The organism is Yersinia antarctica (assembly GCF_056636475.1).
In genome coordinates, this window is the sequence record NZ_JBSJQF010000001.1 from 1,755,612 (window position 1) to 1,777,490 (window position 21,879).

The following is a 21,879-nucleotide window of genomic DNA, read 5'->3' on the forward strand; positions in this document are numbered from 1 at the left end:
ACATCAAAAACCTGTTGGCCTCAAGGCCGGTAACAGGTGTCATCCTTCAGACAGGAGTTTTTTAATGTCCAAACAACAGATTGGCGTTGTCGGTATGGCGGTGATGGGCCGTAACCTGGCGCTCAACATCGAAAGTCGTGGCTATTCCGTTTCTATCTTTAACCGTTCATCAGACAAAACCGACGAAGTGGTTGCCGAGAATCCAGGTAAAAATCTGGTGCCGAGTTATACCGTGGAAGAGTTTGTTGATTCATTGGAAAAACCGCGTCGCATCCTGCTGATGGTGAAAGCGGGTGAAGCCACTGATAAGACTATCGCTTCACTGACTCCACATCTGGATAAAGGTGACATTCTGATTGATGGTGGTAATACTTATTACAAAGACACCATCCGCCGTAACCGCGAACTTTCTGCACAAGGCTTCAACTTTATCGGTACTGGTGTTTCCGGTGGCGAAGAGGGCGCATTGAAAGGCCCATCTATCATGCCAGGTGGCCAGAAAGAAGCCTACGAACTGGTTGCGCCTATCCTTGAGAAGATTGCTGCCCGTGCTGATGACGGTGATGCTTGTGTGGCGTATATCGGTGCCGATGGTGCCGGCCATTACGTTAAAATGGTTCACAACGGCATTGAATACGGTGACATGCAATTGATCGCAGAAGCTTATTCCCTGTTGAAACAGTCTTTAGGTTTAAGCAATGAAGAGCTGGCTAGCACCTTTGCTGAGTGGAACAAGGGAGAGCTGAACAGCTACCTGATTGATATCACCAAAGATATCTTCACCAAAAAAGACGAAGCCGGTAAATATCTGGTCGATGTGATTCTGGATGAAGCGGCGAACAAAGGCACCGGTAAATGGACCAGCCAAAGTTCTCTGGATTTGGGTGAGCCATTAACACTGATCACTGAGTCTGTGTTTGCCCGCTATTTGTCTTCTCTGAAAGATCAGCGCGTAGCTGCCTCTAAAGTACTGACTGGCCCTAAAGTGCAGCCTTTTGCCGGTGATAAAGCTGAATTTATCGAGAAAATCCGTCGTGCGTTGTATCTGGGTAAAATCGTCTCTTATGCTCAGGGCTTCTCTCAACTGAAAGCCGCTTCTGACGAAAATAACTGGGATTTGCATTACGGTGAGATCGCCAAGATTTTCCGTGCGGGTTGTATTATCCGTGCACAGTTCCTGCAAAAAATCACTGATGCATATGCAGAAAATGCAGATATTGCTAATTTGCTGTTGGCACCTTACTTCAAGCAGATCGCTGATGATTACCAGCAAGCACTGCGTGATGTAGTGTCTTATGCAGTTCAAAACGGTATCCCAACACCAACATTCTCTGCGGCGATTAATTATTACGATAGCTACCGTTCAGCCGTACTGCCAGCCAACTTGATTCAGGCGCAGCGCGACTATTTCGGTGCGCATACCTATAAGCGTATTGATAAAGAAGGTGTGTTCCACACTGAGTGGCTTTAAGTTAACGGCTACTGCGCGTTCGTATTTTGATATTGGGCAGTGCTCGTCATCCTCACGTACTGAGTGTACGCTCCGGTGACTGTGCGCTGTCTGCAATCAAACTCCTTTCGCTCGCGACGCCTCAGGTGGATAAGTTATTAAATTAAGTGAGTCGCCGAGGTGACTTTAGGTAGGGTAGGTTGGAGTAACCCGCTCGCTGATTTAAAAAGTTTGTCCTAATAAAAACGCCCTCGATGCTAAGTCGAGGGCGTTTTTATGCCAATAAGAAAGCTAACTCGAAAATTACTTCTCGTGGCGTTCGCGCAGGCGTCCAATCACTTTACTCAGATTCAAATCTTGGTCTTGCAGCAACACCAGTAGGTGATAGATCAAATCCGATGCTTCGTTGGTCAACTCTTCACGGTCATTCACTGTTGCGGCGAGGGCGGTTTCTACCCCTTCTTCCCCCACTTTTTGTGCGATACGCTTAGTGCCGCTGGCATATAGCTTGGCGGTGTAAGAACTCGCTGGATCGGCTGATTTACGTGAGGCCAATAACTGTTCTAACTGGTACAAGAAGCCCCAATCGCTGGCCGCCGGGGAGAAGCAACTGTTATTGCCTAAATGACAGGTTGGGCCAATAGGATTAGCCAGAATGAGCAGGGTATCATTGTCGCAGTCGGGATAGATATTAACTACATTCAGCACGTTACCGGAGCTTTCGCCCTTGGTCCACAAACGTTGTTTGGTGCGAGAGAAAAAGGTTACCTTGCCGGTTTGCTGTGTCACCGTCAGTGCTGCCTGATTCATATACCCCATCATCAGAACTTCACCGGAAATGGCATGCTGAACGATGGCTGGCATCAGATTGTCGACTTTATCCCAATCCAGTTGGGCAATTTGTTGTTCGCTTAACACACTCTTATCTCCACGCCTTGTTCAGACAAATACTTTTTCAATTCGCCGATATTAATGATTTGTTTATGGAACACCGAGGCTGCCAGCGCACCATCGACATCTGTGTCACGGAAAGCCTCAAGGAAGTGTTCTGGGGTACCTGCACCGCCAGAGGCTATCAACGGAACATGGCAGATGGCCCGCATCTGTTTCAACTGACGTAAATCGTAGCCGTTGCGCACACCATCTTGGTTCATCATATTCAGCACAATCTCACCGGCTCCACGTAACTGGACCTCTTTGATCCAATCCTCGGTCTGCCAGGTGGTGGCTTTGGTCCGTTTTTCATCGCCAGTAAATTGATAAACCTGATAACTGTCACTTTCCGCGTCATACCAAGTATCAATACCGACGACAATGCATTGTACGCCATAGCGGTCGGCCAAACGGGTAATTAAGGTCGGATCTGCCAGCGCCGGTGAGTTGATAGAGATTTTATCGGCACCGAAGGTCAGGATCTGACCTGCATCTTCAACGCTTTTAATCCCACCCGCCACGCAGAAAGGAATATCAATCACTTCTGCGACCCGCGATACCCAGCTTTTATCGACCACACGGCCGTCAGATGACGCAGTAATATCGTAAAACACCAGCTCGTCGGCACCTTCTTGTGCATAACGCTGCGCCAGTGGCACGATGTCGCCGATGATTTCGTGATTACGGAACTGGACGCCTTTGACCACTTGGCCGTCTTTCACATCCAGACAAGGGATTATACGTTTTGCCAGCATGCGATCGCCTCCTTCACGTTAAACTTGCCGTCCAATAGCGCGCGGCCCACAATCACACCTTGCACACCACTGCCACGCAGGCGGGCAATATCATCCAGACAACCGATACCACCGGAAGCCTGGAATGCCACTTGTGGGTAGCGCTGGCACACTTCCTGATACAGTTCTACATTGGAACCACTCAGGGTGCCATCGCGGGAAATATCAGTACACAACACATGTTTTAGGCCAAACGGCAGGTATTGCTCGACGATTTGTTCCAGCGTAGCATCTGAGTTTTCCTGCCAACCGCTGATAGCCACCTGTTTGCGGCCCGCCTCATTAATTCGGACATCCAGCGCTAATACGATGGCTTCAGCGCCATAGCGCTCAAACCACTGTTGCACCATTTCTGGCTGCTTAACGGCTGTTGAACCCACGACAACCCGTGTTGCACCGGCTTCCAGCAGTGCGACCACATCTTGTTCGTTACGGATGCCGCCGCCCACCTGCACCGGGACATCTACACCGGCCAGTAACTCGCGCAGCAAGGGGATCTGACGGGCTGCCGGATCTTTGGCCCCGGTAAGATCGACCAGATGTAACACCTGAGCGCCTTGCTGCTGATAATCCTGTAAGCGGGGCAGTGGGTGATTACCGTAATCACGCTGCTGGCCGTAATCGCCTTGATGCAAACGCACTACCTTGCCTTCGATCAAATCCAAAGCGGGAATAATCATGGTGCTCACATCTCCAGAAAGTTTTTCAGCAATTGGGCCCCAGCCGCACCGGAACGCTCCGGATGAAACTGCACGCCAAAGAAGTTGTCTTTTTCTACTGCGGCGGTAAATGGCTCGCCGTAATTGGCCTGGGCGATGGTATCTGGGCATATTGGCATTGCATATCCGTGCACAAAGTAGAAATAGGTCCCATCCGGGATCCCACGAAACAGATGATTACCCGCCTGTGGGGTAATCTGATTCCAGCCCATGTGTGGCAGCGGTAAACCAAAATCCATCATCTGTTTTACCGGCGTATCAATAATACCGAGAGTTTCAATACCGCCACTCTCCTCGCTGCTGGTCGCCAGCAACTGCATTCCCAGGCAGATACCCAATACCGGTTGAGTACAGCTCTTAATCAGTTCGATAAGTTCGCGTTCTTTTAACTGATCCATTGCCGCATGGGCAGTACCGACACCTGGCAGGAAAAGCTTATCTGCACGCAGTACAATCTCAGGGTCACGGCTGATAACTGGCGCGTACCCCAAACGCTGCACCGCATAGGTGACAGAGGAGAGGTTGGCGCACCCCGTATCCAGAATCACCACATTCATTACAGTACTCCTTTGGAACTTGGCAGGGTATTGCCCTCAACACGGATCGCCTGACGTAAAGTACGACCAAACACTTTAAACAGGCTCTCGACCCGGTGGTGATCGTTACGGCCTTTGGTTTTCAAGTGCAGAGTACAGGCCATGGCATAGGAGAGGGAGCGGAAGAAGTGCTCGACCATCTCAGTGCTCAGGTCACCCACGCGCTGGTAGTTAAATTCCGCTTTGTATTCCAGATGCGGGCGGCCAGAAATATCCAGCGCGCAGCGCGCCAGGCACTCGTCCATTGGTAAGACAAAACCAAAACGGCCAATACCGCGTTTGTCACCGAGCGCGTTGTTAATCGCTTCGCCCAGTGCCAGTGCCGTATCTTCTACGGTGTGGTGGTCATCAATGTAGAGATCACCGCTGACCTGAATATCCATACGGAAACCGCCGTGAGTGGCGATTTGATCCAGCATATGGTCGAAGAAGCCCACGCCGGTTTTGATCTTGCTGCCCCCTTCACGATCGAGCCACACATTTACGTCAATGGCCGTCTCTTTGGTGACACGGTTAACATAGGCATGACGGTCTCGCTGGGTTAGCTGCTTGGCAATCTGCGACCAGTTCAAACCATCACGCTGATAACGTAAGCCGCTGATGCCCATATTGTGAGCCAATTGCAGGTCAGTTTCGCGATCGCCGATAACATAGCTATTGGCACTGTTCATCACGCCTTCAGCCAGATAACTTTCTACCAACGCGGTTTTCGGCTTACGGCAAGTACAATTATCCGCAGGCAGATGTGGGCAAATTAGCACTTGCTCGAAATTGACGCCCTGCGAGCTAAATATTTGCATCATCAGGTTATGGGGAGGATCAAACGTTTCCTGTGGGAAACTGTGGGTACCTAAGCCATCTTGATTGGTGATCATCACCAAACGATAATCCGCTTTTTGCAGTGCCAGCAAGGCCGGGATCACTTCTGGCTCCAGCGCCAGTTTGTCCAGCCGGTCAACCTGAAAGTCTTCCGGTGGCTCGGCAATCAAGGTGCCGTCTCTGTCAATAAAAAGAAATTTCTGGCTCATATCGTTTCCTTACGGAGGCTGGAGGTATTAGTGCTATTGGGGCTATCAATACCGGGCAGGGGAGCAAGGGCGGCAATCACTCGCTCACATTCCTGACGGGTGCCTACCGTAATGCGCAGGCAGTTGGATAACCCCGGTTGCTTATTTTGGTCACGCAGAATGATGCCTTGATCCCACAGTGTTTTGAACACGCTGCTGGAGGCGGTAAACCGGGCCAGTAAATAGTTACTTTCACTGGTAAATACCTGCTCAACACAGGCACAGTCTTGCAGCGCGCTTTGTAACCATGCACGGTTAGTTCGTACTTCGTTTACCCGCTGGCGCATTTGCTCAAGACCTTGTGGGCTGAGCGCTTGTGCAGCAATATCGGCCACCGGTGTAGATAACGGATAGGGCGCGATCACTTTAAGCAACAATTGGATAATATCGCTGTTGGCCAAGGTAAAGCCACAACGTAAACCGGCCAATGCAAAAGCTTTCGATAAGGTGCGCAAAATGACTAAATTCGGATAATCTTTTAGCCAACCGCTGACCGAGGCCTGTGGGCAGAACTCGATATAGGCTTCATCGATAGCCACGATAGCGCGACCTTGCGCCAGTTCCAGCACTTCACGCAGAGAGGCTGGGTTGATTAAATTGCCAGTTGGGTTATTTGGGCTGCAAACATAGATCAATTTCACTCGATCCAGGTTTTCTTTAATTGCTGGTAGATCTAACTGCCAGTCCGTGGTGGTTTGCACGGTACGCAGTTCCACACCAAAGGTTTCGGCGCTAACGGCGTACATACCATAGGTTGGCGGGCAGAAGAGTATCGCATCCTTACCTGGTTCACAGAATGCACGGATCAGCAGCTCAATACCTTCATCGGCACCACGGCTGACTAACACTTGATCAGTTTCTAAACCGGCATAGGCGGCATAACGCTCAATCACCTGTTTCGGCTGACATTCTGGATAGCGATTGAAGTTTTGTGTCGTAAGTTGGTATTCGGTTGCTAGCGGGTATTCGTTGGCATTAAGCCATACATCGCCATTACCGCCCAAACGGCGGGCAGACATATAAGGGGTCAGGGCACGGACGTTGGCACGGGCCAAATCGGTGACGTTGGTAGATTGGCTCATGCTTGCTCCTCTTGGGCGGCTGTCAAGGCCGCAACACGTAGGGTAACGGCGTTTTTGTGGGCGGTGAGTTGTTCGGCTTGCGCTAAAATTTCGATAGTCGAAGCCAGACCCAGCAAGCCCTGTGGTGTTAATTGCTGTACTGTCATTCGCTTAACAAAATCGGCCAGACCCAAACTGGAATAAGTTGAGGTATAACCATAAGTCGGTAACACGTGGTTGGTGCCGGAGGCATAATCACCCGCAGATTCCGGCGACCAGTCACCCATAAAGACTGAACCGGCATTATCAATCTGATCGATAATGTCTTCCGGCTGACGGATTTGCAAAATTAAGTGTTCTGGGCCGTATTGGTTACTGATATCAATACATTGTTGCAAATCTTTGGTGACGATCAAGCGGCTGCTTTCCAGGGCCTGACGAGCGATATCAGCGCGCGATAACAATTTAAGTTGCTGCTCTACCTCAACAGCGACTGCTTGGGCAATGGCGGCATCCGGGGTCAGTAATACTACTTGTGAATCCGGCCCGTGCTCCGCTTGAGACAGCAAATCAGAGGCAATAAACGCCGGTGTAGCACCACTGTCGGCAATAACCAACACTTCTGACGGGCCAGCCGGCATGTCAATTGCAGCACCATCCAAACGTTGGCTTACCTGACGCTTCGCTTCAGTGACATACGCGTTGCCGGGGCCAAAAATCTTGTTCACTTTCGGTATTGATTCGCTACCGAATGCCATGGCCGCAATCGCTTGTGCTCCACCAATCTGGAACACTTCTTTAATCCCACACAGTTGCGTGGCATACAGTATTTCATCGGCAATCGGCGGCGGGGAACATAAAATGACCCGCTGGCAACCGGCAATGCGTGCTGGGGTACCGAGCATGAGTACGGTAGACAGCAGCGGGGCGGAACCACCGGGAATATACAAGCCGACGGAGGCAATCGGGCGGGTGATTTGCTGGCAGCGCACGCCCGGCTGAGTTTCAACATCTACCACTGGCATTTTCTGCGCGTTGTGGAAGGTTTCAATATTACGTACCGCTTGCGCCATGGCTTGTTTAATGTCGTCATTCAAGCGCCCGGCAGCGGCAGCTATCTCATCGCTACTGATGCGGATATCGGCAACCTGCGCCGTATCAAAGCGTTGGCTGAAATCACGCAAGGCACTATCACCCTCGGCTTTCACCCGATCAAGGATTTCGCTGACGGTTGCGGTGATTCTGTCAGAGGCATTAATTGCCGGGCGGCTAAGCAGCGCCTTTTGCTGCTCTTCACTGCATTGCTGCCAGTCGATTAGGGTATTGAAATTCGTCGGCTGCATCAGTTACTCCATCATTTTTTCAATCGGTAATACCAGAATGGAGCTGGCACCTAACGCTTTCAGCTTTTCCATTGTTTCCCAGAACAGCGTCTCGCTACTGACCATGTGCATGGCGACACGGCTCTTATCACCGGCCAATGGCAGAATAGTAGGGCGCTCGGCACCGGGTAGCAGCGTAATGATTTCGTCCAAACGTTCACTAGGTGCATGCATCATGATGTATTTGGATTCACGTGCTTGAATCACACCTTGAATACGGGTCATCAGGCGATCAATCAGTTGTTGCTTATCGGCTGGCATTTCGCCATCACGCTGAATCAGGCACGCTTTGGAGCGGTAAATGACTTCAACTTCGCGCAGGCCGTTGGCTTCCAGCGTGGCACCGGTTGACACCAAATCACAGATAACATCCGCCAAACCGGCACGTGGTGCTACTTCAACAGAACCGTTCAATAAACAGGATTTAAAGGTAACCCCTTGTTTGTCTAGGTATTGCTTTAAAATGTGCGGGTAAGAGGTGGCGATGCGCTTATTTTGCAGACATTGCGGGCCGGTATACTCGGTATCCAGTGATGCTGCCAGTGAGAGGCGACAGCCACCGAAATCCAGGCGGCGTAATGTGAAGTAACGGGGATCTTCGCCTTGAGCACGGCGGCTCAGTAACTCTTCTTCCAGCACGTTTTCGCCAATAATCCCTAGATCAACCACCCCATCCATCACCAGTCCTGGGATATCGTCATCACGTACTCGCAGGATATCGATTGGCATATTTTCTGCAAAAGCGATCAGGCGCTGTTGTTGCAAATTGATTTTAATCCCGCAGCGCGATAACAATTCATGGCAATCATCACTCAGGCGGCCTGATTTCTGCATCGCAATGCGTAAACGTGTTTTATCCAGCATGGTAAATCCTCAATCTATTAATTAATCATATAAAATGATGAGCAACAAAAAAGCCCTCGGAAGATAATCTTCCGAGGGCTTTCTCTATTGCGTTCTACCGCCACCTGGAAGATTCGTTAACCGTCTTCCAGCACACATCGGCCTGCAAGACTAGTCAGGATGATGGAGATGATGGTGATTAAATTGAACGCAGTTCATAATAATTTCTCTGTTTGGGCTGTTTTGAGCAAATCAAAATAGCCTTGATGTATACATATAGCCATACGTGGCATAACTTCTGTCAATCAACCTAAACCATCTGCTCGGTAGCGCGCAACCTTTTTTTCGCCTGATGCATTTATTTCACCCTGGAAGGGTGCGGCTTATCAACCAGTAATGGTTTTCTACTTAGTCATTATCACTTTGTTTTATGTCAGTATAAGCATGAAATATTTACCCAGCGTCATTACACCGATTTATAGAAAGAGGCCCATAATAGAGAGTAATTGTTAGGTAACAGTAGTTGGCGTAACTTATGCGTATTACGTGTGTTATCGGTATACACCCGTCATACTTCAAGCTGCATGTGTATTAGCCGCCTTCCTGCAACTCGAATTATTTAGGGTATAGGTTATCGGTATGAATCCGTGGAGAGCAATTGAAATGAAGAAAGTAGCCATTATTGGGTTGGGCTGGCTGGGGATGCCATTGGCGCAATCATTAATCCGTCGTGGAATACAAGTGGTTGGCAGTAAGACTACGTCAGATGGTGTCGATGCCGCCAGAATGAGCGGAGTTGATTGTTTTCAATTGCAACTGACACCAGAACTGATTTGCTCTCCAGACGATCTGGAGCAACTGATGACCGCTGATGCTTTGGTCATTACCTTACCTGCCAGCCGCACCGCCGAACGTGGGGAACAATATCTTCAGGCGGTACAGATGGTGGTCGATAGCGCATTGGCTTTCGGTATGCCGCGCATTATTTTTACCAGTTCTACCTCGGTGTATGGCGAAACCCGTGGCCGAATCAAAGAGAGTTCACCGCTACAACCGGTGACCACTGCCGGTAAAACGCTGATGGAGCTAGAGCTTTGGTTGCATAAGTTACCCAATACCTCGGTGGATATCTTGCGCCTTGCCGGGCTAGTGGGCACCGATCGCCATCCTGGCCGTTTTCTGGCAGGGAAATGCGGTGTGAAAGGCGGCTCATTGGGGGTTAATCTGGTGCATCAGGAAGATGTTATTTCAGCCATCGAGTTGTTGCTTAAGCTGCCAAGGGGCGGCCATATTTATAATTTGTGTGCACCACACCATCCCGCCAAGCGTGATTTCTATCCTGAGTGCGCGCGAGCATTACAATTGACGCCACCGGAGTTTGCTGCCGAGGATATTGAGGAAGCACCACGTGAGATTGATGGCAGCAAAATTTGTAGCGAGCTGGGGTTTGAGTATCAATATCCAGACCCAAATCGAATGCCTTTGAATTAATTATCTTATCGGCTACTGCGCGTTGTCATACTGAGATTGTGCAGTGCTCGTACTCCCCACATACTGCGTGTATGCTCCGGGTACTGCGCGCTGTACGCACTCAGTCTGACTTAGTTCGCTACGCCTTGAATGTATGAGTCGATAAAACATTCGAAATAAACATCAAATATAAGAGGGCCCCTAGGCGCGGCTCACCCTTTCACTCGCCCTATCACCGCTTTTGATGGATATAGGTCAGCGCCAGCGCCATTGCCAATACCAGCCCTTTGATGATATCCATGGCATAATAAGGTACTGACAGCATCACCAGGCCGTTTTGTAATACACCCAGGATCACCGCGCCAATTAAGGTGCCAAAAGCATTAGGCTTGCTAGAACCGGCCAAAGAGAAACCGATATACGCTGCTGCCACGGCATCCATTAGGTAGCCCCCCCCGGCGTTCACCTGCGACGAGCCGATACGTGATGCCAGCAGAATGCCACCCAGTGCCGCTAACAGGGAAGAGAGCACATAGGCCAGCACCCGATAACGCACGGTACGGATACCCGCTAATCGAGCCGCTTCTGGATTGCCCCCAATTGCATACATGCGCCGGCCATGCTTGGTTAGCGACAGATACAACTGCACTACAATTGTCACCGCCAGCATAATCAGCACAATTACCGGCACTTGGCCCAGCGCTGAAAACATCTCAGGAATGACGCCTTCCGCCATATCGCCGCTGGGTAGCAACATATTTTGCGTGATAGACCCGCCATAACTGTAAGTCATCGCCACGCCCTGAATCACAAATAGACTGGCAAGGGTGGCCAGCATGTCAGGGATCTTCAGTACCACGATCAGAAACGCGTTAAACAGGCCGACTAAGGTACAAATCAGTAGCGTTAAAATAATGGCGCCAGTGGTACCAAAACCGTACCAGACAAATAGCGATACCACGATGGCATTGGCCAACGAAGCGGTGGAACCCACCGACAGATCAAAACCACCAATCGACAGCGAAATCGACACTCCAATGGCAATCACCGTCACGATGGCGATAGAGCGCAAAATATTGATAATATTGTTTGGATCGAGGAAGTTATCCGATGCCAAGCCAAATAACGCGATTAGCGCCACAACGGTGAGTAACATCCCCCATTTGTAGAGAAAATCAAAGAGCTGATGACGCCATGGTTGTGCGTCGGCTAGGGGGATTTCTTTGTTCACTGAGGGGTTCCTCCAGTAGAGAATAGTAATAATGTCTCTTCATCAACATCGGCGGCGTTCAGTTCGGCGACAATACGCCCATCCCACAACACACAGATGCGAGAGCATAAACCGACCAATTCTGAGAATTCACCGGATGCATAAATAATGCCTTTCCCACTCTGGGCTAAAGCGTCAATCAGAGTGAACAGGTCTTGCTTGGCTTTGATGTCGACACCTTTAGTCGGTTCATCAAAAATCAGTACCTGCGCATCACCGCGCAACCACTTGCCGATCGCCACTTTCTGCTGATTGCCTCCCGATAGGCGCGCGAGTTTCTGTTGCGGTGAAGAGGTACGTATCCCAAGACGCTGAATTAACTCTTTGGCCCAATTTAGCTCCTGACGGCGGCTAAAAATACTCCAGCGGGAAAAACTGTCATCGGCCGCCACACTGAGATTCATCGCAATCCCTTCGTGGATAAAAATACCTTCTTTGCGCCGCTCTTCCGGTACCAATGCCAATCCTTGTGCGACAGATTGGTCGGGCGAGCGTGGTTTCCAGGCTTTCCCTTGTAATTCGCCACTGTCGACACGGCTGGGTGTTGCGCCAAACAACGCTTTGCACAGTTCGGTTTTCCCCGCACCGGCTAACCCAGCAATACCCAGAATTTCGCCTTCGTGCAGTGTCAGGGAAATATCGCGCAATTTGTGTTGATCATGTAAACCACGTACTGCCAGTAGTGTTTTACGGCTGACCGCCGCTCGTCGAGGGGGGAAAATATCATCCAGCGTATGGCCAAGCATTTTTTCCACAATCTGCTCGCCGCTTAGCTCACCCATGGCATCATGGCTGACACGCCGCCCATCACGTAACACCGTTAATTGATCGCAAATTTCGCGTAATTCATGGATGCGATGTGAAATGAAAACGATTGCCATGCCTTCCGATTGCAAACGGCGGACTACGCGGAACAAACGCGCGCTCTCTTCTTGATCCAGTGGTGCGGTGGGTTCATCTAAAATCAGGAAACGGCATTGGTGGGAAAGGGCGCGGGCTAATAACACCTGTTGTTTCTCTGCCAGCGTGCAGGATTCCAGACGTTGACGCACATTTAATTTAACATCAAGTTGCCCGAGTAGCGCTTCTGCCTGACGGTAAAGCTGCGGCCAGTTAAACAGATGTCCCTGCTCCGCCAGCGTATCCAGCATAATATTTTCCGCCACAGACAGGGTGGGGATCAGCGCGACATCAACCTCTTGCTGAACCACATGGATACCCTGTTGCTTAGCTTGTCGGGGGGAATGAATATCTACCTGTTGGCCATCAATATAGATCTCACCACGATAGTGACTGTGAGCGCCGGAAAGAATAGCCATCAAGGTTGATTTTCCTGCACCATTAGCACCGACCAGTGCATGGGTGGAACCACCTTCTAGTGTAAAATCAACTTGTTGTAGTGCATGGAATCCAGAAAACGAAATAGAGATATTGCGCATCTCAAGGAGGGAGGAACTGATGCTGGACATAAATTTCTGTGACTGCCCTATAAAGTATTTTGGCGACCTACCCCTTTTTGCTATTCAGAAATAGGCTTACGATTTTTCTCAGGTCAATCAACCGGAGAAACAGGCAGTCAATAATGCTGCTGATAGCTTTCTTTTTTAACACAGTTTCTATTATTCGCAACAAACTAAAGTAGTTAAGGTATATCAAAAAATTATTAAACATTGCTAGCTTACCCCTTAAGATGAGAAAAACAGCGATAAGAACGTAATTTAAAAGGAACGCGCGATGAGCACGAATGCAATCCGGGTACAGGTAGGTCCGGCCAACTATTTTTCTTTTCCGGGTGCTATCGACAAACTGAGTGAGTTCTACCCTCCGGCGGCTCTGGATAAGGCACTGTGGATCTTTGGTGAGCGTGCTTTGGCGGCAGCCAGTGATTACTTGCCCGCTGCGTTCCACGGGCCGCAAGCGGTGCGTGCTGCGTTTTCAACCCATTGCAGTGAGTCTACTGTTGCGGATTTGGTGAAAACAGCGGGCAGTGATCGCCAGGTGGTGATCGGTATCGGCGGTGGGGCAGTATTGGATACCGCGAAAGTGGTGGCACGTAAGCTGGGGTTGCCACTGGTCGCTATCCCGACTATCGCCGCAACCTGCGCCGCCTGGACGCCACTCTCCGTCTGGTATAGCGACGCCGGGCAGGCACTGAATTTTGAAATTTTCAAAGATGCTAATCACTTAGTCTTAGTTGAACCGCGCATCATTTTGCAAGCACCGGTGGAATATCTGCTGGCAGGTATTGGCGATACCTTGGCAAAATGGTACGAAGCCGTGGTACTTAGCCCACAGCCGGAAACTTTATCTCTCACCGTTCGCCTCGGATTACAGGCTGCGTTGGATATTCGTAATGTGCTGCTAAAGCAAAGTGAAGCCGCGTTACGAGCGGTTAAGCAAGCTGAACTGACACAGGACTTTCTGGATGTGGTGGATGCGATTATTGCCGGGGGCGGCATGGTCGGTGGGTTGGGGGAGCGTTATACCCGGGTGGCGGCGGCACATGCAGTGCACAATGGCCTGACTCTGTTGCCCCAAACCGAACATTTTCTGCATGGCACCAAAGTGGCCTATGGGATTTTGGTTCAGACAGCCCTGCTGGAGCAGGATGAGGCATTACAGTCATTGATTGTGGCGTTTAAAAAGTTGGGTTTGCCAACCCATTTAGCGGCGCTGGATGTTGATATTAATGATCGTGATGCTATTGAGCGGGTGATTGGTCGAATTATGAAGCCGAGTGAATCAATTCATTATCTGCCTATTGCATTGAATTCAGACAAACTGTGGGCGGCAATTGAGCGAGTAGAAATGGCCGCTCAGCGCTGATAGCACGCGGGAATAGCCGTTTAGATCAAACTGTCATAAGAATATTGTTTCAAGTGCTTTAACATCTTGTTTTTTGCTCTCAACTTAGGGCAGAATACGCGCCATGCAATAACCGACGTTTAAACGCGTCGGTTATTTTTTTGCATTCATGTTTTCACAAATCAAGAGGCCGGACAACGATCCGGATAGATAAACAGGTCCGCGAGCGATTATTCACATACTGAAATCGCCGTTATGAGGAAAGAAAGATGGGGCAATTATTCACACTGGCACCGGTGCCCACCGGTATGCGCTGCACATGCAGCGATTATGGCGCAGCAGGTATGGCAAATACCCGTTACTCCGCTCTTATTTCCCCACTTACGTATCCCAGGCAGATACGAAGTTTCCCCGTCACCTCTAACCTGTGCGCTACACTTGCGAATCGGGTTAAAGGTATGGGGAGGCTGAATCATGACGCATAACGCTACTGTTGCAGTCGGTACTAACCAAACGGGTACCAACAACCGCGTCCAACTCAGAAAAACACTGACACTGGTCCAAGTGGTGATGATGGGTCTGGCTTATTTACAGCCGATGACCATTTTCGATACTTTTGGCATTGTTTCCGGTTTGACCGATGGTCATGTCGCGACCTCTTACGCCATTGCGTTGATTGCGGTGCTGTTCACGGCAATCAGCTATGGCAAACTGGTTAAACGCTTCCCGTCTGCGGGGTCGGCGTATACTTACGCCCAGAAATCCATTAGTCCGAATGTTGGCTTTATGGTGGGTTGGTCATCACTGCTGGACTATCTGTTCATGCCGATGATTAATATTCTGTTGGCAAAAATTTACCTCGAAGCGATTTTCCCTGGTGTGCCATCGTGGATTTTTGTTGGCGCGCTGGTCAGCCTGATGACGCTGTTTAACCTGCGTGGCATCAACGTGGTGGCAAACTTGAACTCGGTTATTGTTGTGGTTCAGGTAGCTATCATGGTGGTCTTTATGGGGCTATTGATTCATGGTGTTTATCAGGGTGAAGGTGCGGGCACATTGGTAAGCCCACGCCCGTTCTATTCTGAAAATGCCCATTTGGTGCCGATGATAACTGGGGCCACGATACTGTGCTTCTCATTCCTGGGTTTCGACGGCATCAGTTCATTGTCTGAAGAAACTCCCAATGCCGGTAAAGTGATCCCGAAAGCGATTTTCTTGACGGCATTGATTGGCGGCGTGATCTTTATTGTGGTGTCTTATTTCTTACAGCTCTATTTCCCGGATATTTCGCGCTTCACTGATCCTGATGCGTCACAGCCGGAAATTATGCTGTTTGTTGCTGGCAAATTCTTCCAGTCAGTTATCTTGTGCTTCTCCTGTGTCACGGTATTGGCATCAGGGATGGCGGCACATGCTGGCGTTTCGCGTCTGCTGTATGTGATGGGCCGCGATGGGGTATTCCCAGAAAAAATATTTGGTTACGTACACCCGAAATGGCGGACTCCGGCAATCAACGTACTGTTGGTTGGTGGCGTGGCATTGTCTGCTATTTCCTTTGATCTGGTGACGGCGACCGCATTGATTAACTTCGGTGCGCTGGTGGCCTTTACCTTCGTGAACCTGTCAGTGATTTCACAGTTCTATATCCGTGAACGCCGTAACAAAACGTTTAAGGATCATTTCAGCTACCTGATTCTGCCAATGATTGGTGCAGGAACGGTGGGGGTGCTGTGGATGAATCTGGAAAGCAGTTCAATGACACTGGGACTAGTGTGGGGCGCGATTGGCCTGGCTTATATGGTCTGGAAAACCCGTGCTTTCCGTCAGGCTCTGCCTCAGTTTAATGGCGAACTGGCACAGTAATCGCATTTAATATTGCGCAATTGCTGACTAAAACGGAGCCTGATGGCTCCGTTTTTTATTGGATAATTTGCTGCCACAGCCCTAGCTCACTAAGCCTCTGGCATACTCAAACAGTGCTTTCAGCAGTGCCAGCTTCTCTTTATCATCTTCATACTGGTTATAGAATTGTTCCAGTTGCAGCACGTAGTCCTGCACTCTTTCAGGATTGAGGGCTTCGCGGCGATGTTCCAGCCAACGCTGTTGCTCACTGTCAGTCAGCGTATTGGGGTAATTACGGGCGCGAAAGCGGAAAAATAGCGCTTCCAGCCGTGGATCTTGAAAGGTCAAATCCAGTGCGGGCAGGTTTTGCGGTTCAGTTTGTAAAATGATCTTCATGGTGGCGCGGTCGGCATCGCTGAAGAAGCCATTATACAGTTGTGCATCGACATCATCGGATACCGCAAAAGGTTCGGCTTCGGCGAACAGTGCCACCACTTTTTCACGTACTTGCGGATTTTGCCGCAATAATTGCAAATTTTGCAGGCAACGTTGGCGATCAATGCCCAAACGATCAGCATTTTCCGGTAATAAAGTTTTAGCGGGAGCCAGTACCGGGCATTTATTGATGTGCACCAGTTTCAGTGGCACCGCTGCATCTTGTGCATTGAGTTTGTCGCGGCGGGTATATAGACGCTCGCGCAGTGTATCGCTATCCAACGCCAGCAATGGCGACATATCACCGGCCAGGTCACACATAATCACCGCATTTTTATTCTCAGGATGCCATGCCAGCGGCGCAACCCAACTGGTATTGCCTCGTGCCGCGCCAAACATGCCGGAGACATGAACCAACGGCGTCATCTCCGCGATATCAATCAGTGCGTTTATTTTATGCTTACTGCGGTGTTGATATAAATAGTCGAATAGGCGGGGTTGCGCCTGTTTGACCAATTTCGCCATCGCAATGGTGGCATGCACATCTGACATCGCATCATGGGCATGCAAATGCTCAACACCATTGGCTTTGGTCAGATGCTCAAGCTTGAAACTCGGCAGGCCATCTTCATTTTCCGGCCAGACAATACCTTCTGGGCGCAGGGCGTAACACGCCCGCATCACATCTAACAGATCCCAGCGGGAATTCCCTCCTTGCCAGCTATAGGCATAGGGATCGTAAAAATTGCGGTAGAAAATATTGCGACTAACTTCATCATCAAAACGAATATTGTTGTAACCGAGGATACAAGTGCCCGGCACATTGAAAGCCTGATGGATTTGGCGGGCAAATTCTGCCTCATTCACGCCATTGGCTAAGGCATGCTGTGGCGTGATACCGGTTATCATCACAGCCTCTGGCTGTGGCAGATAGTCATCGGCGGGAGCACAGTAAATGACCAATGGCTCTTCGATAATGTTGAAATCCAAATCGGTGCGCACCCCGGCAAACTGGGCCGGCCGGTCCAATGCCGGACGCTGACCAAAAGTCTCGTAATCGTGAATGTAGAAAGTAGGTTGCTTATTTTTATCTGACATTATTCGGTTTAACCCTTTTTACTATGGTCATTCTTTAGTGATGGGCCACCGTTTTGGTGGTAAGCCGCAGTGACCAATAACGTTAGTGTTAGAATATCATTTCAGGTGCGCCGAGACGTCAGGATTTATTTCGACATACTTATGTTTTGCCAGAAACATGTCGATCTAATTAGTATTTACCTACCGTTTACTCAGCTATTCATACAATTCGCCTACTAAATGACACGGTAGGACTCATGGTGAAAAAACTTCTGCTAACCGGCGCAACAGGGTTTCTGGGCGGGGCAGTGCTTGAAAAGTTATTGTTGGCAGACGCCGATTTTAATTATTTATTATTAGTACGGGCGACTACGCCGGAACAGGGGCTAAACCGTATCCGTGAAAATCTGGCGAAATTTTATCTCCCCAGTCAGCGGCTGAATAAAATAAATATCAACCATATTTTATTAGGCGATTTGGCAGAGCCGGATAGCTTTATTAATGACCCACGTATTGATGATGTGACCCATGTTATTAACTGTGCTGCTGTCGCGTCATTTGGTAATAATCCCTTAATCTGGAAAGTAAATGTAGACGGCACTCTGGCATTTGGCAAAAGAATGGCAAATGTAGTGGGTTTACAGCGCTTTATCCACGTGGGTACCGCCATGTCGTGCACACCAGATGCCGGAACGGTGGTTAGCGAGCAAGTATTATCAGCGCAAGATGATGCGCATTTAGTGGAATATACCAAGTCCAAATCAGCTATTGAGCGATTGTTGGCAGAGCAATGCCCGAATTTACCGCTGGTATTAGCCCGGCCATCGATTGTCGTTGGGCATACCCGTTTGGGGTGTCAGCCCTCTAGCAGTATTTTCTGGGTATTTCGCATGGCATTAATGCTGCGTAAGTTTATGTGCTCATTGGATGACTATATCGACGTTATCCCGGTCGATTATTGTGCGGATGCTCTGTTGTGTATTTTGTTCCATCCCCACTTGACCGAAAATATTTATCATATTTCTGCCGGAGAAAAAGACAGCGTCAGTTTTGCCGAAATTGATCAAGCCATGTCCTCGGCGGCACGGCAAAAACCGATGGGTACAGATTATTGCCAGGTAGACTACGGTGCTTTGGTGCAGATGCGTAACCAACTAAAAAGCATTTTCGGCCCCTGCAATGAGCGCTTAATGTTGAAAGCCATGCGTTTATATGGCTCTTTTGCCGTGTTAAATGTGCGGTTCAGTAATGAACGCCTGCTCAGTTTGGGTATGCCAAGATCACCACGCTTCACCGATTATATTGCCTGTTGTGTGGAGTCCAGCTATGGAATAACTATCCAGCAACAAATGGCGGTTGATTTTAAGTAAGCATCTCTCCCCGCGTGACGACAGACTGCGGGGAATAACTTTTCCCGTTTATGTCTCGTCACTGATTATTCGCTACTTTTGCTAACTTTTAACTCCGTGCCAGCCGGTTATAACTCAGCTAAACTTAGATTTTAGTGTTTTATTGGACGTAGGTATATTGTGCGCTTGAATAAAAAAATCTCGCCACTGGATAACTTGATTTATAGTCACTATCGCCTTACGCATGCTTTGCGAATTACGCTGGCATTTATCTTAACTTTCCTGATTATTCGCTTATTGGCCATCCCAGAAGGCACCTGGCCGTTGATCACGCTGGTCGTGGTTATGGGGCCGATATCTTACTGGGGAAATGTGTTATCCCGAGCGATGCAACGTATTGGCGGCACGGTGTTTGGCGCGATATCTGGCCTGATTGCCCTCTATCTTGAATCCTATTCGCTGACGTTCATGCTGGTCTGGTGCGGGGTTATCATGTTTCTGTGCGGCTATTTGACGTTGGGTAAACGGCCCTATATGGCACTCTTGATTGGTATCACGCTGGCGGTAGTTTGTGGATCTGCGCCGGGTGATATGAATACCGCACTGTGGCGTAGTGGCGATGTTATTTTTGGTTCCCTGCTGGCGTTAGTCTTTACCAGTGTTTACCCACAACGCGCCTTTACGCATTGGCGCATGCAGATGAGCGATAATCTGCGTGCTATCAGCCAGGTCTATGCCGCTTACCTGTCACCGAATGTGGTCGAACGCCCACGATTAGAACCTAAATTGAAAACCGTCCTGAGTCAGTCGGTTAAAATGCGCACTTTTATTGCTCCTGCCAGTAAAGAATCCCATATTAATAAAGATGTTTTTGAAGCCATCCAAACATTGAGCCGGAATTTAATATGCACACTGGAATTGCTGGTGGATGCTTACTGGTCGTCACGTGAAAGCCATTTTATTATGCTTAATGCTAAAGGGTTACGCAGCACCCAACTGATGACTATTCGCACTCTGAATACGTTGAGTGACAGTTTGCGTGATGGCTCACCAGCACGTGAGCGAGAGGTTGCCGCCGAGTTAAGTGAAATTGCGGCCGAACTGAAATCATTGATGCTGGCGGTAACGCAGGGGCAGCAGGTAGAAACGCCCATTTATGGCTATGTTTGGCTGAGTATGGAGCTAACCAAACAGCTTGAGGAACTCGACGATCTGATTAATATGACGTTGCGCAGGTGATCTCTCGCCGCTAAAGGCAGATGAAATTTCTGTCTGGCGGGTAAAGCAGGTAAGATAAGCCAATGAATCTTGTCACCAGGTACGACAAAGCGGTATGGTGCAGGTAGCCTGGTCACCAGCAATTGAATTTGTGTAAAACTTAAGTGAAGGTGTAAAAATGGATAATGCAATTAAGCCGACTTTCCAGGACGTTTTGGAGTTTGTGCGTATGTTTCGTCGCAAAAACAAGTTGCAACGTGAAATCGTTGATAACGAAAAGAAAATCCGTGATAACCAAAAACGCGTTCTGTTGCTTGATAACCTGAGTGATTACATCAAGCCAGGGATGAGTATTGAAGAAATTCAGGCCATTATCGCGGACATGCGTACTGCTTATGAAGATCGTGTTGATGATTACACCATCAAAAATGCTGATCTGTCTAAAGAACGTCGTGAATTGTCGAAAAAACTGAAAGCGATGGGCGAAGTTAAGTAACTTCACCACGGTTTAATAGCTTATTTTAACGCTATTAAGAGAAAGGCTGGCATCAATTGCCAGCCTTTTCTTTTGGCTAAAACGGCCTTAGCTTGACGGTTTGTTCTGCCGCAAGAAACTAAATGCCGGGATTTTCGCACCTTTGACAAAGATAAACGCCAGCAGTAACGAGCCCCACAGCGCCATAGTGATATAACTACTGACACCCATGATATTCAGCCCGCTTTCCAGCATTTGCAGCAGGAACAGCGCCAGTACAATGCCGAAAACTTTGCCAAATCCACCATCGGGGTTTACCCCACCCAGTACGGTTGCCAAAATTGTGATCAGCAACAGCGACTCACCGTAGGATGCTTTGGCTGAGTTCAGTTTTGACATCATTAGTAAGGCCGCTACCGCACACAGTAAAGATGAAATTACATACACCCAAACCAGTGTGCGGCGCGTGTTAATCCCAGAGAAGAAGGTGGCTTTCTCATTAGAACCGGACAAATAGATTTGGCGGCCCAATGGTGTTTTAGCCAGAATCAGCCAGATGGTCAGTGCTACCGCGACGAACAGATAAAGTGGCACTGGCACACCGAGAAAGTTGCTGCGATCCAGTGCCAGTACATAGTTCGGGAAGTTTGAGATAGCCGAACCTTTGGAGATAAGTACATTCACGCCTTTGAGCAACGTCATGATGCCCAGAGTGGCCAGAATAGGGGATACTCGTACCACCGAGATAAGTATCCCGTTGATAAGCCCCACAACCAATGCTACCGAGGCACCCGCCAGTAACATCAACATCATTGAACTAAAGGTTGGCGCAAGATGGGTACAAACCCATGCCATCACCAGGGCACTGGCATTCGCGGTAGCAATAATCGATAAGTTAATCCCACCGGTCAGCATAGTAATCGCCATTGCCAGAGTTAATACCCCCGCGACAGGGATTTGCGAAGCGATGGATTGGAAGTTAGCCGCCGACCAAAATACCTGTGGAATAAATAGGCTGAATCCTACGCCGACCAGCACCAGCAGGGCAACCAGCCAGCGTTCGGTATGATCACGTTGCGTTGTTTTCGACATA

21 protein-coding genes and 1 other annotated feature are annotated in these 21,879 nt (G+C 49.2%); of the genes, 8 read left to right on the forward strand and 13 right to left on the reverse strand.

The genetic code is table 11. The features are described from left to right. Window positions 1-64 precede the first annotated feature (64 nt). Window positions 65-1,471, forward strand: a complete 1,407-nt coding sequence (gene gndA / locus ACWJJO_RS08105; RefSeq protein ID WP_083159335.1) for an NADP-dependent phosphogluconate dehydrogenase — start codon at window positions 65-67, stop codon at window positions 1,469-1,471. Between the two features lie 282 nt (window positions 1,472-1,753). Here gndA and hisIE read toward each other — a convergent pair whose 3' ends face one another. From hisIE to hisL, 9 genes are all read right to left on the reverse strand, one after another. Further along, window positions 1,754-2,368, reverse strand: coding sequence for a bifunctional phosphoribosyl-AMP cyclohydrolase/phosphoribosyl-ATP diphosphatase HisIE (gene hisIE / locus ACWJJO_RS08110; protein WP_372568915.1), 615 nt, complete (start codon window positions 2,366-2,368; stop codon window positions 1,754-1,756). Continuing rightward, window positions 2,362-3,138, reverse strand: a complete 777-nt coding sequence (gene hisF / locus ACWJJO_RS08115) for an imidazole glycerol phosphate synthase subunit HisF (RefSeq protein WP_083159333.1) — start codon at window positions 3,136-3,138, stop codon at window positions 2,362-2,364. The genes hisIE and hisF overlap by 7 nt, the downstream gene beginning before the upstream one ends. Further along, window positions 3,120-3,857, reverse strand: a complete 738-nt coding sequence (gene hisA / locus ACWJJO_RS08120) for a 1-(5-phosphoribosyl)-5-[(5-phosphoribosylamino)methylideneamino]imidazole-4-carboxamide isomerase (RefSeq protein ID WP_005187731.1) — start codon at window positions 3,855-3,857, stop codon at window positions 3,120-3,122. The genes hisF and hisA overlap by 19 nt, the downstream gene beginning before the upstream one ends. Window positions 3,858-3,862: 5 nt before the next feature. Further along, the gene (hisH, locus tag ACWJJO_RS08125) at window positions 3,863-4,453 is read right to left on the reverse strand and encodes an imidazole glycerol phosphate synthase subunit HisH (RefSeq protein ID WP_032906852.1); all 591 of its coding nucleotides are present in this window, start codon (window positions 4,451-4,453) and stop codon (window positions 3,863-3,865) included. Further along, window positions 4,453-5,520, reverse strand: a complete 1,068-nt coding sequence (gene hisB, locus ACWJJO_RS08130; RefSeq protein ID WP_032906853.1) for a bifunctional histidinol-phosphatase/imidazoleglycerol-phosphate dehydratase HisB — start codon at window positions 5,518-5,520, stop codon at window positions 4,453-4,455. Before hisB ends, hisH begins: the two co-directional genes overlap by 1 nt. After that, window positions 5,517-6,641 carry a histidinol-phosphate transaminase gene (hisC, locus tag ACWJJO_RS08135; RefSeq protein ID WP_372568917.1) on the reverse strand — a complete coding sequence of 375 codons (1,125 nt, stop codon included), beginning with the start codon at window positions 6,639-6,641 and terminating at the stop codon, window positions 5,517-5,519. The genes hisB and hisC overlap by 4 nt, the downstream gene beginning before the upstream one ends. Beyond that, window positions 6,638-7,963: a histidinol dehydrogenase gene (hisD, locus tag ACWJJO_RS08140; protein ID WP_481090898.1), complete on the reverse strand. Its 1,326-nt coding sequence runs from the start codon at window positions 7,961-7,963 to the stop codon at window positions 6,638-6,640. Before hisD ends, hisC begins: the two co-directional genes overlap by 4 nt. A 3-nt stretch (window positions 7,964-7,966) precedes the next feature. Next, on the reverse strand, window positions 7,967-8,866 hold the full coding sequence (gene hisG, locus ACWJJO_RS08145) for an ATP phosphoribosyltransferase (protein ID WP_004388789.1): 900 nt from the start codon (window positions 8,864-8,866) through the stop codon (window positions 7,967-7,969). A gap of 44 nt (window positions 8,867-8,910) precedes the next feature. After that, window positions 8,911-9,041, reverse strand: a sequence feature (His leader region). Continuing rightward, the gene (hisL, locus tag ACWJJO_RS08150; protein WP_481091572.1) at window positions 9,017-9,064 is read right to left on the reverse strand and encodes a his operon leader peptide; all 48 of its coding nucleotides are present in this window, start codon (window positions 9,062-9,064) and stop codon (window positions 9,017-9,019) included. It overlaps the preceding feature by 25 nt. 444 nt (window positions 9,065-9,508) lie before the next feature. Here hisL and ACWJJO_RS08155 point away from each other — a divergent pair, with 444 nt between their 5' ends. Then, entirely contained in the window at window positions 9,509-10,336 is an 828-nt protein-coding gene (locus ACWJJO_RS08155; RefSeq protein ID WP_083159329.1) for an SDR family oxidoreductase, read from the forward strand. Between the two features lie 211 nt (window positions 10,337-10,547). Here the strand turns inward: ACWJJO_RS08155 and ACWJJO_RS08160 are convergent, their stop codons facing one another. Continuing rightward, window positions 10,548-11,546, reverse strand: coding sequence for an ABC transporter permease (locus tag ACWJJO_RS08160; protein ID WP_481090899.1), 999 nt, complete (start codon window positions 11,544-11,546; stop codon window positions 10,548-10,550). Further along, window positions 11,543-13,054 carry a sugar ABC transporter ATP-binding protein gene (locus tag ACWJJO_RS08165; protein ID WP_481090900.1) on the reverse strand — a complete coding sequence of 504 codons (1,512 nt, stop codon included), beginning with the start codon at window positions 13,052-13,054 and terminating at the stop codon, window positions 11,543-11,545. The genes ACWJJO_RS08160 and ACWJJO_RS08165 overlap by 4 nt, the downstream gene beginning before the upstream one ends. Before the next feature lie 265 nt (window positions 13,055-13,319). Here ACWJJO_RS08165 and ACWJJO_RS08170 point away from each other — a divergent pair, with 265 nt between their 5' ends. From ACWJJO_RS08170 to ACWJJO_RS08180, 3 genes are all read left to right on the forward strand, one after another. Continuing rightward, on the forward strand, window positions 13,320-14,411 hold the full coding sequence (locus tag ACWJJO_RS08170) for an oxidoreductase (protein WP_481090901.1): 1,092 nt from the start codon (window positions 13,320-13,322) through the stop codon (window positions 14,409-14,411). Window positions 14,412-14,659: 248 nt separating this feature from the next. Further along, a complete protein-coding gene (locus ACWJJO_RS08175; RefSeq protein WP_032906857.1) occupies window positions 14,660-14,875 on the forward strand; it encodes a hypothetical protein in 216 nt (71 codons plus the stop codon). Beyond that, complete coding sequence (locus tag ACWJJO_RS08180; RefSeq protein ID WP_083159326.1) at window positions 14,865-16,253, forward strand: APC family permease; 1,389 nt, start codon at window positions 14,865-14,867, stop codon at window positions 16,251-16,253. The genes ACWJJO_RS08175 and ACWJJO_RS08180 overlap by 11 nt, the downstream gene beginning before the upstream one ends. An 81-nt stretch (window positions 16,254-16,334) precedes the next feature. Here the strand turns inward: ACWJJO_RS08180 and sbcB are convergent, their stop codons facing one another. Beyond that, window positions 16,335-17,765, reverse strand: a complete 1,431-nt coding sequence (gene sbcB / locus ACWJJO_RS08185) for an exodeoxyribonuclease I (protein WP_372568921.1) — start codon at window positions 17,763-17,765, stop codon at window positions 16,335-16,337. 239 nt (window positions 17,766-18,004) lie between these two features. Between sbcB and ACWJJO_RS08190 the strand changes: the two genes are divergently transcribed. From ACWJJO_RS08190 to tmaR, 3 genes are all read left to right on the forward strand, one after another. After that, a complete protein-coding gene (locus tag ACWJJO_RS08190; RefSeq protein WP_481091573.1) occupies window positions 18,005-19,114 on the forward strand; it encodes an SDR family oxidoreductase in 1,110 nt (369 codons plus the stop codon). A gap of 159 nt (window positions 19,115-19,273) precedes the next feature. After that, window positions 19,274-20,332: an FUSC family protein gene (locus ACWJJO_RS08195; protein WP_083159287.1), complete on the forward strand. Its 1,059-nt coding sequence runs from the start codon at window positions 19,274-19,276 to the stop codon at window positions 20,330-20,332. Window positions 20,333-20,489: 157 nt separating this feature from the next. After that, window positions 20,490-20,807, forward strand: a complete 318-nt coding sequence (gene tmaR, locus ACWJJO_RS08200) for a PTS system regulator TmaR (protein ID WP_005187773.1) — start codon at window positions 20,490-20,492, stop codon at window positions 20,805-20,807. 87 nt (window positions 20,808-20,894) lie between these two features. Here the strand turns inward: tmaR and ACWJJO_RS08205 are convergent, their stop codons facing one another. Further along, window positions 20,895-21,878, reverse strand: coding sequence for an ABC transporter permease (locus ACWJJO_RS08205; RefSeq protein ID WP_372558478.1), 984 nt, complete (start codon window positions 21,876-21,878; stop codon window positions 20,895-20,897). Window position 21,879 lies beyond the last annotated feature (1 nt).